A 15074-nucleotide genomic window follows, 5' to 3' on the forward strand; every position below is an offset into this window, starting at 1 on the left:
GACGAGTGCATCGGAGAAGCATCGGACCGGTCAGAGCAGTGCGGCGCGGGGGCCGTCGGGCTGCTCGAGCCGGCGCTCCAGGATCGCGCGCGCGATCTCCGAGGATTCCGCGTCGTCCAGCCTGCGGAAGCCCTCGTCGGTGATGACGGTGACGATCGGGTAGATCCGGCGGGCCACGTCAGGGCCACCGGTCGCCGAGTCGTCGTCGGCCGCGTCGTACAGCGCCTGCACGACCAGGGTGAGCGTCTGCTCCTCCGTCAGGTCGTCGCGGAACAGCTTCTTCATCGACCCGCGCGCGAAGACGGAGCCGGAACCGGTCGCCGCGTAGCCGCGCTCCTCGGAACGGCCGCCGGTGACGTCGTACGAGAAGATCCGTCCCTTCTCGCGGTCGACGTCGTACCCGGCGAACAGCGGGACGACCGCCAGGCCCTGCATGGCCATCGCCAGATTGCTGCGGATCATCGTGGAGAGGCGGTTGGCCTTGCCCTCCAGGGAGAGCGTGGCACCCTCGACCTTCTCGAAGTGCTCCAGCTCCAGCTGGAACAGCTTGACCATCTCCACGGCGAGCCCCGCCGTGCCGGCGATCCCCACCGCCGAGTACTCGTCGGCCGGGAACACCTTCTCGATGTCGCGCTGCGCGATCATGTTCCCCATGGTCGCCCGCCGGTCACCGGCGAGAACGACTCCGCCGGGGAACGAGGCCGCGACGATGGTGGTCCCGTGCGGCGCCTCGACCGCGCCCTGCAGCGGCGGCAGGCTGCGGTTGCCGGGAAGGATCTCGGGCGAGTGGTCGGACAGGAAGTCCATGAACGACGACGAACCCGGCGTCAGGAAGGCAGCTGGTAGACGCCCGGTGCTACGAGTGTTGGCTTCCACGCGTTTCCCTCCAGGTATGCGATGGCCCTGCGCAAGGAGTCAGGATCATCCCCCAACTTGCCGATGGCCGAATTGCAGTTGAAGCACAGTACGCCTCGGACCCTACCCGTCTTGTGACAGTGATCCACATGAACGGCGGGAGCAGCTAGACAGATAGTGCAGACGCCCGACTGCGACAAGATCATGGCATCGCGCTGAGCCTCGGTCATGCCGTAGTGGCGCTTCAGGTGACCTGCCCGTCCCTGAATGGCCTTGCACGCTTTGCAGCGTGTCGCCAGGCCGTCGGTGGCCATGGCGTTACGGTGCCACTCGCTGTGCGGCTTGACTTCGCCACACGTCCGACACTCCTTGTACCCCGGCGGAACGTCCACGCGCTCCCTTACCGGCTTGCCTTGAGCTTCCCGGCGGTGCCGGTAGTGCGCGGCCCCGTACGCAGCCACGCACCCCCGACACCGAGGTTGAAGCCCGTCGCGTCGATTCTTGTCCGACGCGACGGAGGGGAGTGGCAAATCCCTCTTACAGCCGGAGCACCACTTCTCTTCGCCCGATTCGGACATTTTTGCTTACTGTCCGCCTTTTTGTACAAAACTTCGAACAAAGTCCTCGGCATTGGACTCGAGTACGTCGTCGATCTCGTCGAGGACGTCGTCCACGTCGTCGCTGAGCTTCTCCTGCCGCTCCGCGAGGTCCTCGGACGCCTGCGCCTCCTGCGCCTGCTCCTCGGTCTCCTCGGTGGAACGCGTCGCCTTCTGCTGTCCGCCGCCGGTGTCCTTGGTCGCCATGTAGCTCACCCCGCTCGGTTCGAAGCACTTGATCAGACCCTACCTACGGGGTCCGACATTGGCCCGGTACTTTCCTCAACGTCAGGAGGTCATCTGATTGATTCCCAGCCGGAGCACCTTTCAGCCCCCCGTCAGCGTCCGGACCAGCTCTTCCGCCGTGCGGCAGCGGTCCAGGAGGCCCTCGACATGGGCGCGTGTACCACGCAACGGTTCCATGGTGGGCACCCGCTGCAGCGAGTCCCGGTCGGGCAGGTCGAAGATGACCGAGTCCCAGGAGGCAGCGGCGACGTCGTCCGCGTACTGCTCCAGGCAGCGGCCCCGGAAATAGGCCCTGGTGTCCTCGGGCGGCTTCGTACGGGCGCGCTCGACCTCGCTCTCGTCGAGGAGCCGCTTGATCTTCCCGCGGGCCGCCAGACGGTTGTACAGGCCCTTGTCGGCCCGTACGTCGGCGTACTGGAGGTCCACGAGGTGCAGGCGGGGGGCGTCCCAGTCCAGGCCGTCACGGCGCCTGTAGCCCTCCATGAGCTCCCGCTTGGCGATCCAGTCCAGCTCGCCCGACAGGCTCATCGGATCGTTCTCCAGACGGTTCAGGGTGTCCTCCCAGCGCGCCAGGACGTCCTTGGTCTGCTCGTCCGCGTCGGCCCCGTAGCGATCCTCGACGTATTTGCGGCCCAGCTCGAAGTACTCCATCTGGAGCTGCACCGCGGTGAGTGTCCGGCCGCTGCGGAGGGTGACCAGCTGCTTCAGTGTCGGGTCGTGCGAGACCTGGTGCAGCGTACGGACCGGCTGGTCGACCGCCAGGTCGACGTTGATGAAGCCGTCCTCGATCATGGCCAGGACCAGCGAGGTGGTGCCCAGCTTCAGATAGGTCGAGATCTCGGAGAGGTTCGCGTCGCCGATGATCACATGGAGCCTGCGGTACTTCTCGGCGTCGGAGTGCGGTTCGTCGCGCGTGTTGATGATGGGGCGCTTGAGCGTGGTCTCGAGGCCCACCTCGACCTCGAAGTAGTCGGCGCGCTGACTGATCTGGAAGCCGTGCTCATGGCCGTCCTGGCCGATGCCGACCCGGCCGGCGCCGGTGACGACCTGGCGGGACACGAAGAACGGGGTCAGGTGGCGCACGATGTCCGAGAAGGGGGTCTCCCGCTTCATCAGGTAGTTCTCGTGCGTGCCGTAGGACGCGCCCTTGTTGTCGGTGTTGTTCTTGTAGAGGTGGATCGGCTGGGCCCCGGGGATCGCGGCGGCACGTTCGGCGGCCTCCGCCATCACCCGCTCGCCGGCCTTGTCCCAGAGCACCGCGTCCAGCGGATTGGTGATCTCCGGTGAGCTGTATTCGGGGTGCGCGTGATCGACGTACAGCCGCGCACCGTTGGTGAGGATGACATTGGCCAGGCCGATGTCCTCGTCGGTGAGCTGGCTGGAGTCCGCGGTCTCACGGGCGAGGTCGAAGCCTCGCGCGTCACGCAGCGGATTCTCCTCCTCGAAATCCCAGCGGGCGCGGCGCGCCCGGTGCATCGCCGCCGCGTAGGCGTTGACGATCTGGGACGAGGTGAGCATGGCATTGGCGTTGGGTTGACCGGGAACGGAGATCCCGTACTCCGTCTCGATGCCCATTACTCGCCGTACGGTCATGCGGCCCTCCTTGCCCGGCGGAACTCCCGTCCGGGAGCACCGCTCAAGTACCGCTGCTGGTCCGCGGTGCCCGTCCCCGCACTGCGCGACTCGGCGGTACGGCAGAGCCTAGAGCGCCACTGCCCCGGTGGGGAGATCAATTACGTCATTGTTCGGGTGGGTGTGGCCGGACCTGCCGGGAAAACGGCCGGCTGCGGACGCCCTGCCGGGCGTCCGCAGCCGGTCTGCGTTTTACAGGTACTGTCCGGTATTCGCCACCGTGTCGATGGAACGACCGGTGTCCGCGCCCTGCTTTCCGGTGACGAGCGTGCGGATGAAGACGATCCGCTCGCCCTTCTTTCCGGAAATCCTGGCCCAGTCGTCCGGATTGGTGGTGTTGGGCAGGTCCTCGTTCTCCTTGAACTCGTCCACGCACGCCTGGAGGAGATGGGAGACGCGCAGGCCCTTCTGGCCCTGCTCGAGGAATGCCTTGATGGCCATTTTCTTCGCCCGGTCCACGATGTTCTGAATCATCGCTCCGGAGTTGAAGTCCTTGAAGTACAGGACTTCCTTGTCGCCGTTGGCGTAGGTGACCTCGAGGAAGCGGTTCTCCTCGGACTCCGTGTACATCCGCTCCACGACCGACTGGATCATCGCGTGGGCGGCGGCCTCCTTCGAGCCCGTGTGCTCGGCCAGGTCGTCCGAGTGCAGCGGCAGCGAGGGCGTGAGGTACTTCGCGAAGATGTCCTTCGCCGCCTCCGCGTCCGGACGCTCGATCTTGATCTTCACATCGAGACGGCCGGGCCGCAGGATCGCGGGGTCGATCATGTCCTCACGGTTGGAGGCGCCGATGACGATGACGTTCTCCAGGCCCTCCACGCCGTCGATCTCGGCGAGCAGCTGGGGGACGATGGTGTTCTCCACGTCCGAGCTGACACCGGAACCACGGGTGCGGAAGAGCGATTCCATCTCGTCGAAGAAGACGATGACGGGGGTGCCCTCGCTCGCCTTCTCCCGGGCACGCTGGAAGACGAGGCGGATGTGCCGCTCGGTCTCACCGACGTACTTGTTGAGGAGCTCGGGGCCCTTGATATTGAGGAAGTAGCTCTTCCCCGCGGGCTGTCCGGTGACCTCGGCGACCTTCTTGGCCAGCGAGTTGGCGACGGCCTTGGCAATGAGTGTCTTGCCGCAGCCCGGAGGGCCGTAGAGCAGGATGCCCTTCGGCGGACGGAGTTCGTGCTCCCTGAAGAGGTCCGGGTGGAGGTACGGGAGCTCGACCGCGTCGCGGATCAGTTCGATCTGGTCGCCCAGACCGCCGATCTTGTTGTAGTCGATGTCCGGGACCTCTTCGAGAACGAGCTCTTCGACCTCGCTCTTGGGGACCACTTCGTAGACGTAGCCGGACCTGGGTTCGAGCAGAAGGGCGTCGCCGGGGCGGATGGTGATGTCCAGGAGGGGCTCGGCGAGCCTCACCACCCGTTCCTCGTCGGTGTGCCCGACCACCAGGGCGCGTTCGCCGTCCTCGAGGATCTCCTTGAGGGTGACGATGTCCCCGGCCCGCTCGAATTCCATGGCCTCGACCACGTTGAGCGCCTCGTTCAGCATGACTTCCTGGCCTCGCCGGAGGCCCTCGAGCTCGACGCTGGGACTGACGTTCACCCGGAGCTTGCGGCCCCCGGTGAAGATGTCACAGGTGTCGTCCTCGTTGGCCTGCAGAAAGACGCCGAAGCCGGCCGGCGGCTGCGCGAGCCGGTCGACCTCCTCCTTGAGGGCCACGATCTGGTCGCGGGCCTCCCGGAGTGTGTTGGCGAGCCGCTCGTTCTGCGCGGACACGCCTGCCAGGTTGGTCTGCAACTCGACGATCCGCTCTTCGAGAATCCTCGAATGACGCGGAGAGTCGGCGAGCTTACGTCGCAGGACGGCGATTTCCTGCTCGAGATAGGCAACCTGGCCGGCTGGGTCTTCTGACCCCCGCACGGGCCGGATGCCGCGGTTGATGTCGTCGTCGTGGGCTGCCACGGTCCTCACCTCCTCCAAGGGGAGCTGGACGCTTCCTGACCCTACCTGGGTGGGTGATGATTGAAACCCCTAGATCACAAAGACCCGGGAGTGTGTCCGATCTTCACCCTTGCGCTCTCCCTCACGCCAAGGGAATACCCACCCTTCGGCACCGGAAAGCAGCCGGTTGTATCGTCGAAGCGTTCAACACCCGTCAGGGCTGGCTTCAATTGGTGCAGATACGCAGGGAACGGCAGGACACATGACCGTGCAGCAGGACGCTCAGGCCGACAGCGACACGCAGGATCTCGAGGTCTGGATCGACCAGGATCTCTGTACGGGCGACGGCATCTGTGTGCAGTACGCACCTGAGGTGTTCGAGCTGGACATCGACGGTCTGGCCTACGTGAAGAGCTCCGAGGACGAGCTCCTCCAGGACAAGGGGGCGACCACCCCGGTGCCGCTGCCCCTCCTCCAGGACGTCGTGGATTCGGCCAAGGAATGCCCGGGCGACTGCATTCATGTACGTCGCGTTTCGGACAACGTGGAAGTCTTCGGACCGGACGCGGAGTGACGGCCGGACCGGACGCGGAGTGACGGCTCAGACGCCGCGTGCCGTGCCGGCGGCAGGGCCGGCGGACTGGATGAACGCGTCGCCCTTCCACTGCCAGGTTGCGTTCTCCAACTCGTCGGGGCAGCAGCGCGGCACGTCGGCCGAGGAGTAGCCGAGCAGCGTGGCCGAAATCCGTCCGTCACGGACGGTGAAATCGGTGACGTTGATTTTCCGGGCGGGGTCCACCAGGGTCGCCACGACCCGGGGTGCGGCCCCGCTCGGCTGTGTCACGACGTAGATGCCGCTGGGCGGGGTACCGGACCCCGCGGCGCAGCGGACGACGGCGACGGTCTCGGGTCCGCCGTCCCCGTCGAGGTCTCCGGGTGCGCTGTCGGCCACCGTCTGCCCGGCCGTGCCGCAGTCCAGCGGGAACGTGACGGCGGCCGGGTCGGGCGCCGCCGCGGCGGGCGCGCCGCCCTGCTGCGTGGTCACCCGGTGCTCGGACGCCGAAGCCGTGGCGGTGGCCGCCTCGGGCTGGAGCAGACCCGCGGCGGCGACGACCGCGGCCATCGCCGTCGCCGTGGCGAGCCAGTGCACCGGCTTGGCGTCTGTGTGCGCGAGGTCCGGGAGCGCGGAGGTCTGCACGCGGTATGTCTCCTGTGGTTCCTGGATGCCTGGATGGGCGGTGCCGAACGGACGCCGGCGGGCGGGGGTGGCCAGCATCGTGCCACACCTCACACCCGAGGGGAACGGCGGGGTCGTCGCGGGCAGCGGAAAGGCGCCGCCGCCGGGCCCCGGGTCGGTCCGGGAACTCGGCGGCGGCGCCTTCGCGTCGTGCGGGTCAGTCGCGGGGGGCGGAACCGCCCCGGCTGTTGGGACCCTCGTAGTCCTCGCCGTAGGCGCCCTTGGACGGGCGGCGGCGGCGCACCGGAGGCTCGACGCCGTCCGCGAGGCGGCGGGCGGTGACGAGGAAGCCGGTGTGGCCGATCATCCGGTGGTCGGGCCGGACGGCCAGACCCTCCACGTGCCAGTTGCGGATCATCGACTCCCAGGGCTGCGGCTCGGCGAAGCAGCCGATCTCACGGATGGACTCGACGGTCCGCGAGAGCTGGGTCGTGGTCGCGACGTACGCGCAGAGGATGCCTCCGGGCACCAGGGCCTTGGACACGGCCTCGAGGCACTCCCACGGGGCGAGCATGTCCAGGACGACGCGGTCGACGTCGGTGTCCGAGAGGTTGTCCTGGAGGTCGCCGACGGTGAGCTGCCAGGCGGGGTGCGGCGAGCCGAAATAACGCTCGACGTTCTGCTGGGCGATCTCGGCGAAGTCCTCGCGGCGCTCGTAGGAGTGCAGCATGCCCTGCTCGCCGATGGCGCGCAGCAGGAAGGTGCTGAGCGCACCCGAGCCGACGCCGGCTTCGACGACGCGGGCGCCGGGGAAGATGTCGCCGAAGGCGAGGATCTGGCCCGCGTCCTTCGGGTAGACCACGGCGGCACCGCGGGGCATGGACAGGACGTAGTCGGGGAGCAGGGGGCGCAGCGCGAGGTAGGCGACGTTTCCCGTGGTACGGACAACACTGCCCTCGGGAGCACCGATCAGCTCGTCGTGCGGGAAAGAACCCTTGTGGGTGTGGAAGTTCTTTCCGGCTTCGAGCGTGAAGGTGTAGTGGCGTCCCTTGGGGTCGGTGAGCTGGACCTGGTCCCCGACTTTGAATGGGCCGCGACGGCGGGCGGCACCGGTCGGTTCGGACATGTGACCAGCCTACCGGTAATTCGGGGGCCGCCTCCCGGGGCGTCAGGCCGACGGGCGGGCCATCGCCTTGATGAAGGCGCGCTCGACGTCGGCGGTGGAGAGGACACCGTAGATCTCGCCGGTGTCCTCGACGACCAGGTACTCGGTGGCCGGGGTGGCCTTGAGCCGGTCCAGGAGCGCCTCGCCCGCGAGGCCGGCGGGGACCTTCATGCCGTCGGTGAGGTCCTGGGCCAGGCCGCTGACGGCCACCCAGGGCCGGCGGTGCTCGGGCACGCCGGCGATGGCCGCCTCCCGGACGACGCCCTTGGGGCTGCCCTGCCCGTCGACGACGACCAGGGCCCGGGCGCCGGCCTCGTTGGCCCGGCGGAGCGCCTCGGAGAGCGGGGTCGCGGACTCGACGGGCACGGCACGCCGGGTGAGGGTGCGGGCGCGCAGTTCGGGGAGGTGCTCGCGGAGCCGGGCCGTCCGCAGGCTGTTGCCGGCCCCGGTCCAGATGATCGCCGCGAGGATCGCCGCGAGGAGGGCGTCGGTGACGGTCTCGAACCCGCTGATGTCGCCGGCGGCGTCGCCGAGAGCGCCGGAGTGCGTGAGCAGCGGGAGGCCGACGAAGACGGTGATGGCCAGGCCCCGGCCGACCCAGGCGGCGGCGACGGTGCCGCTCATCGGCTTGCCCGTGATCTTCCAGACCACGGCGCGGAGCATCCGACCGCCGTCCAGGGGCAGGCCGGGCAGCAGGTTGAAGGCCGCGACGATGAGGTTGGAGACCATCAGGCCGGCGAGGAGCACACCGGGGACGGTGCCCGCTTCGACGAACTGGAGCGGGATGTAGAAGACGCCGCCGAGGACGAGGGAGAGCAGCGGCCCCACGAAGGCGAGGACGAACTCACGCCCGGGGGTCTCGGTCTCCTTCTCGATCTCGGAGACGCCGCCGAAGAACTGGAGCTGGATGCGGCGCACCGGCAGCTTGTAGCGCAGGGCGGCGACGGTGTGGGCGAGCTCGTGGACCAGCACGGAGGCGTAGAAGGCGATCGCGAAGAAGAGTGCGACCAGATAACGCGCGCCGCCGAGTTCCGGCAGGACGCGGTCGAGCTGGCCGCCGAAGACCCAGGTGATCAGAGCCGCGACGACGAACCAGCTGGGTGCCACGTACACCGGCACACCGAAGGGGCGGCCCATGAGGAGGCCGCCGCCGGGATCTGCCGGACGTCGCGGTTTGCCCTTCTTCGGTCCGGTGCCGGGGTCCGTGCCCCCTGCGCCGGGCTGCGGGCGCCCGCTGTCGCCGCTCTCGTCCACGGGGTCCCTTCGGTCGGTGGCTTCTGCCACGATCATGCTGTGCGCGAGCTCTGTCGTCGATGGTATGCCGCTGGGTGTCGGTGGCGGGCCGTAGGGTCTTCGACATGACGTCCGTACCGCGCCCGCCTCAGCCACCCTCGTCCCTGTCGCCCTCGCGCGCGAGCGATTTCATGCGGTGCCCCCTGCTGTACCGCTTCCGGGTCATCGACAAGCTGCCCGAGAAGCCCAGTGAGGCTGCTACCCGGGGCACGCTGGTGCATGCGGTGCTGGAGCGGCTGTTCGACGCCCCGGCCGCGGACCGTACGGCGCCGGAGGCCAAGGCTCTGATCCCCGGCCAGTGGGACCGGCTGCTCGAGTCGAAGCCCGAGCTGACGGAGCTGTTCGAGGAGGACCCCGACGGGGAGCGGCTCGCGGGGTGGCTGAGCGAGGCGGAGCGTCTCGTGGAGCGGTGGTTCTCGCTGGAGGACCCGACCCGCCTGGAGCCGGCCGAGCGGGAGCTGTTCGTCGAGACGGAGCTGGATTCGGGGCTGCGGCTGCGCGGGGTGATCGACCGGGTCGATGTGACCCCGGCGGGAGAGGTCCGCATCGTCGACTACAAGACGGGCAAGGCGCCGCGGCCGGAGTACGCGGAGGGCGCGCTGTTCCAGATGAAGTTCTACGCCCTGGTGGTGTGGCGCCTGAAGAAGGTGGTGCCCCGTCGGCTCCAGCTGGTCTATCTCGGCAGCGGGGACGTGCTGACGTACGACCCCGTCCCCGCCGACCTCGAACGGGTGGAGCGCAAGCTGCTCGCGCTGTGGGACGCCATCCGGCTCGCCACCGAGACGGGCGAGTGGCGGCCGAGGCCGACGAAGCTGTGCGGCTGGTGCGACCACCGGGCGATCTGTCCGGAGTTCGGCGGGACTCCCCCGGTCTATCCGCTGTCCGTCCGCCCGGCCGAATCGGTGGAGGCTGTGCAGGGCAGAATGGAGCCGGACCGGTCCGAGGCCGGCCGGCCGGTGGCCCTCGAAGGCCCTTAAGGAGATTACGTGGCTATCCGCGTCCTGCTCGTCGATGATCAACCACTGCTGCGCACCGGCTTCCGGATGATCCTGGAGGCGGAAGGTGATCTCGCGGTGGTCGGTGAGGCCGGTGACGGTCTGCAGGCCATCGATCAGGTGCGGGCGCTGCAGCCCGATGTCGTGCTCATGGACATCCGGATGCCGAGGATGGACGGGGTCGAGGCGACCCGCCAGATCACAGGTCCCGGCCGGGACGGTCCGGCGAAGGTCCTGGTGCTGACGACGTTCGACCTCGACGAGTACGTCGTGGAGGCACTGCGCGCGGGTGCCAGCGGCTTCCTGCTGAAGGACGCGCCGGCCGACGAGTTGGTGCAGGCCATCCGGGTGGTGGCCGCGGGTGAGGCGATGCTGGCCCCGAGCATCACCCGCCGGCTGCTCGACAAGTACGCCGACCACCTGCCGTCGGGCGAGGACCCCGTTCCGGACGCCCTGCAGACCCTCACCGAGCGTGAGGTGGAGGTGCTGAAGCTGGTGGCGCGCGGTCTGTCCAACGCGGAGATCGCGGCCGACCTGTTCGTGAGCGAGACGACGGTCAAGACGCATGTGGGCCATGTGCTGACGAAGCTGGGGCTGCGCGACCGCGTGCAGGCAGCCGTCTACGCCTACGAGAGCGGGCTGGTGCGTCCCGGCGCCCAGTGAAGGTGTGGCGCGGAGACGAAACCGGCGCGGGGGGGGGGGGGGGGGGGCGGGGCCCGGGGGGGGGGGGGGGGGGGGGGGGGGGGGGGGGGGGGGGGGGGGCGGGGGCGGCGGGGGGGGGGGCGGCGGGGGGGGGGGGGGCGGGGGGGGGGGGGGGGGGGGGGAGCCCCCGGGGGGGGGGGGGGGCCCGCGCCCCCCCCCCCGCGCCGGTTTCCGGAGGGTGTCGCGTCAGGACTCGCCGCGGCCCAGCTCCCAGAGCTGGAGGTCGGCCGAGGAGTTGACGGACCACTCCACGCCACTCAGGCCTTCGAGCGAGGCGACGTACTGCTTGCCCTGCCAGACCGGAAGCACGGGGACGTCGGTGGCAACGATGTCCTGGAGCTTCTCGAAGGTCGGAGTCGCCGCGCTGCGGTCGGCCTCGCGGCGGGACTCCGGGATGAGCGTTCCCGTGGCCAGGGCCGACCGGTAGGGCGAGTTGAGGAAGTTGTCCTCGTCGAGGAACGGCGCCGTGTAGGTCTCCGCGTCCGGGAAGTCGGGGAACCAGCCCATGCCGTAGACCGCGTACTCACCCTTCTTCTGGGCGGGGCGGAACTTGTCCCACGGCGTGCCCTGGATGTCCACCTCGAAAAGCTGCGAGTCGTTGAGCTGCTTCGCCAGCATCTCGAACTCCGCCTTGGTGGCGGGGCCGTAGTGGTCCGTCGTGTAGTGCAGCGTGAACTTCACCGGAGTGCTGATGCCGGCCTTGTCCAGGGTCTGCGCGGCCGCGGAGACACTGGGCTCACCGTACTTGTTGAAGAACGAGTTGGTGTGGCTGGTGATACCGGACGGGATCAGCGAGTACAGCGGCTCGGCCGTGCTGCCGTACACCTTGCTCGCGATGGGTCCGCGGTCGATGACCTGCGCTATCGCCTGGCGCACGGCCTTGTCCTTCACCGAGGGGTCCTCGGTGTTGAAGCCGAGGTAACTGATGGCCAGACCGGGCATCTCGGTGAGCTTGACGCCGTCCTTCGGCTCCTCCAGCATCTGCTGCGCCTGCTCGGGCGACATGGTGCGCGTCATCATGTCGATCTTCTTGTCGTCGAGAGCCTTACCCATCGCGGCCGCGTCGGGGAAGAGGTCGAGCTCGACCTTCTCGTTCTTGATCTTCAGGTCGCCCTTGTACTTCGGGTTCCTGGTGAAGACGACCTTGACGACCTGGCCGCCCTCGACTTCCGGCTTCATGGTGTAGGGCCCCGAGCCGTCGACCTGGAAGCCCTCGCGCGCGGACTTCGCCGGATATTTGTCCTTCTGGACGATGCCGGCGGGCGGCGTGGCCAGCTTGTAGGGGAAGGTCGCGTCCGGGGTGCGCAGGTGGAAGACGACCTCGCTCTCACCCTTGGTCTCGATCGTGTCGATGTTGGAGAGCAGGCCGACCGGGCCGCTCTCGTCCTTGATGTCGATGACCCGCTGGATGGAGTACTTCACGTCCTCCGGGGTGACCGGGGTGCCGTCCGCGAAGGTGAGCCCGTCACGCAGCGTGCAGCGGTAGCTCTCGTTCTCCGTGTCGGTGAAGGCACAGCTCTCGGCAGCCTCGGGCACTGGCTCGCTGCCGCCCTTCGGTATGTGGGTCAGGGTCTGCACCGTCTGGCGCAGGACGTTCCACACGCCCGCCTCGTAGCCGATGGCCGGGTCGAGCGGCGCCGGGTTGTCCTTCGAGGCGATGAACTGGTCCGTCGTCCCGACAACGATGGCATCGCCCCCGTCGTCCGACCCGCCACAGGCGGCGAGCACGGGCGCGAGCAGGCCCACTACGGCCGGCAACACCAGCGTCTTGCGGTTCATCTGGACGTACTCCCTCATTCCGGCATGTGAGAAAACCGAGATTAGTAGGCGTCGCAGGGGGGCTTGACCGGTGCCGTTCAGCCGCGTATCCACTCGGTGATCACCGATGACGGGTTGTCCATGTCACGCTCGGGAATGTTTCGTACAGCACTCCATCAATCCGGACGTATGGGCTGCCTAAACGGACATCGCGACCGGCCCGGAGCACCCCCGAACATCACGTCGAGTGACGAACGTCACGCACCCGGACCGGTGATCGCATTGACATGAACCTGGCGTGAGGGGTGTGGAGACGGAGGCGGGCGGGCGTCGCGGCGGCGCCCCTCGCCTTGTGGCCGCACGTCCTCGGTGACGGAGCGCCTTCAGCGGCGCGGCGTCCTGGCCCGTACGCCGGCGGTCACTCGTCCGTGACCAGGCCGCGCAGAAAGGCCAGGTCCACCTGCTCCAGCGAGGGGACGACCACCCTTCCCGGTGCGGGGGCGATCGTCGCCACGGACGGCACGGCGACGACGCGGCAGCCCGCGGCCTCGGCCGCCGCGACGCCCGTCGCGGTGTCCTCGATGACCGCGCAGCGCCAGGGGTCCGCCCCGAAGCCCGCGGCGGCCGCGAGATAGGGCTCGGGGTGGGGTTTGGTGCGGGTCACCTCGTCCCCGGCGACCGTGAGGGCGAAGTGGTGGCGGCCCACCGAGTCCAGAACACGGTCGATGATCCGCCGGTGCGAGGCGGAGACCAGAGCCGTGGGCACCTCGTGCGCGGAGAGCTCGGCCAGCAGCCGGGCGGCGCCGGGCATCAGCGGGACACCGCGCCCGATGCGCTTCTCGAAGCGGTCGTTGAGCAGGACGGTGAGTTCCTCGATGGCGATGGCGGCGCCGGTGACCTCGATGAGGTACCCGGCGCTCCGGGTCATCGGCCCGCCGACGACCACGTCGCGCCACGACTCGTCGAGCCGGTGGCCGAGGTCGGCGAAGACCTCGACCTCCACGTCCCACCAGAAGCCTTCGGTGTCGACCAGTGTGCCGTCCATGTCGAGAAGGACGGCTTGCAGCGCCGACCCTTCGGCCGTACGGGTCAGGGACGCGGGGACCGTACTGGTCATCCGGCACACCTCCATGAGGGACGAGAAGGCCGGCCGCCTTCCCGGTGGGAACGGCGACCGGCCTGCACTGGACCGACCAGTCTACGACTCGGGCCCGTACGGCGCGCGGAGTAGGGCATTACCGCGCGTCGAACAGCTCGCTACCGTGCGTTGAAGTACTTCGCCTCGGGGTGGTGGATGACGATCGCGTCGGTGGACTGCTCGGGGTGGAGCTGGAACTCCTCGGAGAGGTGGACGCCGATCCGCTCGGGCTCCAGGAGTGCGGCGATCTTGGCGCGGTCCTCGAGGTCGGGGCATGCCCCGTAGCCGAGGGAGAAGCGGGCGCCGCGGTACTTGAGCGCGAACATGTCCTCGACGTCGGCCGGGTCCTCTCCGGCGAAGCCGAGCTCGCTGCGGACACGGGCGTGCCAGTACTCGGCGAGGGCTTCGGCGAGCTGGACGGAGAGCCCGTGGAGTTCGAGGTAGTCGCGGTAGGAGTTCGCCTCGAAGAGTTCGGCGGTGGCGCCGCCGATCTTCGAACCGACGGTGACGACCTGGAGTCCGATCACGTCCGTCTCCCCCGACTCCTCGGGGCGGAAGAAGTCCGCGAGGCAGAGCCGGCGGCCGCGGCGCTGGCGGGGGAAGGTGAAGCGGGTGCGCTCCGAGCCGTCCTCGTGGAGCAGGATCAGGTCGTCGCCCTTGGAGACGCAGGGGAAGTAGCCGTAGACGACGGCCGCTTCCAGCAGGTTCTCGGTGTGGAGCTTGTCGAGCCACCCGCGCAGGTGCGGCCGGCCCTCCTGCTCGACGAGCTCCTCGTAGCTCGGTCCGTCACCGGCACGGGCCTGCTTGAGGCCCCACTGGCCCTTGAAGAGCGCGCCCTCGTCGAGCCAGGAGGCGTACTCCTTGAGCTGGATGCCCTTGACGACCCGGGTGCCCCAGAACGGCGGGGTGGGCACCGGGTTGGTGACCGAGACGTCGGAGCGGACTCCCACCTCCGGCTCCTCGGCCTCCGGCACAGCCGTCTCGCGCTTGGGCACCCGGCGCTGCTTCAGCTCGGGCAGGGTGGCGCCCGGGACACCGCGCTTGACCCCGATGAGGGCGTCCATCAGCCGCAGGCCCTCGAAGGCGTCGCGGGCGTAGCGGACCTCGCCCTCGTAGATCTCGTGGAGGTCCTGTTCGACGTAGGCCCGGGTGAGGGCGGCGCCGCCGAGGATGACCGGGTAGTCGGCGGCCAGTTTGCGCTGGTTGAGCTCCTGGAGGTTCTCCTTCATGATCACGGTGGACTTGACCAGGAGACCGGACATGCCGATGACGTCCGCCTTGTGTTCGTCGGCGGCTTCCAGGATCGCGGAGACGGGCTGCTTGATGCCGATGTTGACGACGTTGTAGCCGTTGTTGGACAGGATGATGTCGACGAGGTTCTTGCCGATGTCGTGGACGTCACCGCGGACGGTGGCCAGGACGATGGTGCCCTTGCCCTCGGCGTCCGATTTCTCCATGTGCGGCTCCAGGTGAGCCACGGCGGACTTCATGACCTCGGCGGACTGGAGCACGAACGGCAGCTGCATCTGGCCGGAGCCGAAGAGTTCGCCGACGACCTTCATGCCCTCCAGGAGGGTGT

General features: G+C 68.7%; 14 protein-coding genes. 3 read left to right on the forward strand and 11 right to left on the reverse strand.

Going from position 1 to position 15074, the window contains the following annotated elements:
* Window positions 1-30: 30 nt before the first annotated feature.
* The 5 genes from prcB to arc form a co-directional block, all read right to left on the reverse strand.
* Window positions 31-876 (reverse strand): proteasome subunit beta, encoded by an 846-nt coding sequence (gene prcB / locus ACIRJR_RS22725; RefSeq protein WP_104790266.1) that lies wholly within the window; start codon window positions 874-876, stop codon window positions 31-33.
* Complete coding sequence (locus tag ACIRJR_RS22730; RefSeq protein ID WP_403783614.1) at window positions 828-1433, reverse strand: endonuclease VII domain-containing protein; 606 nt, start codon at window positions 1431-1433, stop codon at window positions 828-830. The genes prcB and ACIRJR_RS22730 overlap by 49 nt, the downstream gene beginning before the upstream one ends.
* A 6-nt stretch (window positions 1434-1439) precedes the next feature.
* Complete coding sequence (locus ACIRJR_RS22735; RefSeq protein WP_267076668.1) at window positions 1440-1658, reverse strand: ubiquitin-like protein Pup; 219 nt, start codon at window positions 1656-1658, stop codon at window positions 1440-1442.
* 120 nt (window positions 1659-1778) lie between these two features.
* On the reverse strand, window positions 1779-3290 hold the full coding sequence (dop, locus tag ACIRJR_RS22740) for a depupylase/deamidase Dop (RefSeq protein WP_403783617.1): 1512 nt from the start codon (window positions 3288-3290) through the stop codon (window positions 1779-1781).
* Window positions 3291-3521: 231 nt separating this feature from the next.
* Window positions 3522-5288, reverse strand: a complete 1767-nt coding sequence (gene arc / locus ACIRJR_RS22745) for a proteasome ATPase (RefSeq protein WP_403783619.1) — start codon at window positions 5286-5288, stop codon at window positions 3522-3524.
* Window positions 5289-5529: 241 nt separating this feature from the next.
* Here arc and ACIRJR_RS22750 point away from each other — a divergent pair, with 241 nt between their 5' ends.
* Window positions 5530-5841, forward strand: coding sequence for a ferredoxin (locus ACIRJR_RS22750; RefSeq protein ID WP_403783621.1), 312 nt, complete (start codon window positions 5530-5532; stop codon window positions 5839-5841).
* Window positions 5842-5868: 27 nt separating this feature from the next.
* Here the strand turns inward: ACIRJR_RS22750 and ACIRJR_RS22755 are convergent, their stop codons facing one another.
* From ACIRJR_RS22755 to ACIRJR_RS22765, 3 genes are all read right to left on the reverse strand, one after another.
* Window positions 5869-6465 carry a hypothetical protein gene (locus ACIRJR_RS22755; RefSeq protein ID WP_403783665.1) on the reverse strand — a complete coding sequence of 199 codons (597 nt, stop codon included), beginning with the start codon at window positions 6463-6465 and terminating at the stop codon, window positions 5869-5871.
* Between the two features lie 196 nt (window positions 6466-6661).
* Entirely contained in the window at window positions 6662-7570 is a 909-nt protein-coding gene (locus tag ACIRJR_RS22760) for a tRNA (adenine-N1)-methyltransferase (RefSeq protein WP_403783623.1), read from the reverse strand.
* 42 nt (window positions 7571-7612) lie between these two features.
* A complete protein-coding gene (locus tag ACIRJR_RS22765) occupies window positions 7613-8863 on the reverse strand; it encodes a site-2 protease family protein (RefSeq protein ID WP_403783667.1) in 1251 nt (416 codons plus the stop codon).
* A 170-nt stretch (window positions 8864-9033) separates the two neighbouring features.
* Here ACIRJR_RS22765 and ACIRJR_RS22770 point away from each other — a divergent pair, with 170 nt between their 5' ends.
* Window positions 9034-9879, forward strand: a complete 846-nt coding sequence (locus ACIRJR_RS22770; protein WP_403783669.1) for a RecB family exonuclease — start codon at window positions 9034-9036, stop codon at window positions 9877-9879.
* A gap of 9 nt (window positions 9880-9888) precedes the next feature.
* On the forward strand, window positions 9889-10560 hold the full coding sequence (locus ACIRJR_RS22775) for a response regulator (RefSeq protein WP_403783625.1): 672 nt from the start codon (window positions 9889-9891) through the stop codon (window positions 10558-10560).
* Window positions 10561-10785: 225 nt separating this feature from the next.
* Here the strand turns inward: ACIRJR_RS22775 and ACIRJR_RS22780 are convergent, their stop codons facing one another.
* The 3 genes from ACIRJR_RS22780 to ACIRJR_RS22790 form a co-directional block, all read right to left on the reverse strand.
* Window positions 10786-12378 (reverse strand): ABC transporter substrate-binding protein, encoded by a 1593-nt coding sequence (locus tag ACIRJR_RS22780; protein ID WP_403783627.1) that lies wholly within the window; start codon window positions 12376-12378, stop codon window positions 10786-10788.
* A gap of 397 nt (window positions 12379-12775) precedes the next feature.
* Complete coding sequence (locus tag ACIRJR_RS22785; protein WP_403783629.1) at window positions 12776-13474, reverse strand: HAD family hydrolase; 699 nt, start codon at window positions 13472-13474, stop codon at window positions 12776-12778.
* A gap of 140 nt (window positions 13475-13614) precedes the next feature.
* Window positions 13615-15074: vitamin B12 dependent-methionine synthase activation domain-containing protein (locus tag ACIRJR_RS22790; protein ID WP_403783631.1), on the reverse strand; the 1460-nt coding region annotated here is incomplete at its 5' end.

Origin of the sequence: Streptomyces sp. NPDC102402, assembly GCF_044765765.1 — a bacterium.
Lineage (GTDB): Bacteria > Actinomycetota > Actinomycetes > Streptomycetales > Streptomycetaceae > Streptomyces.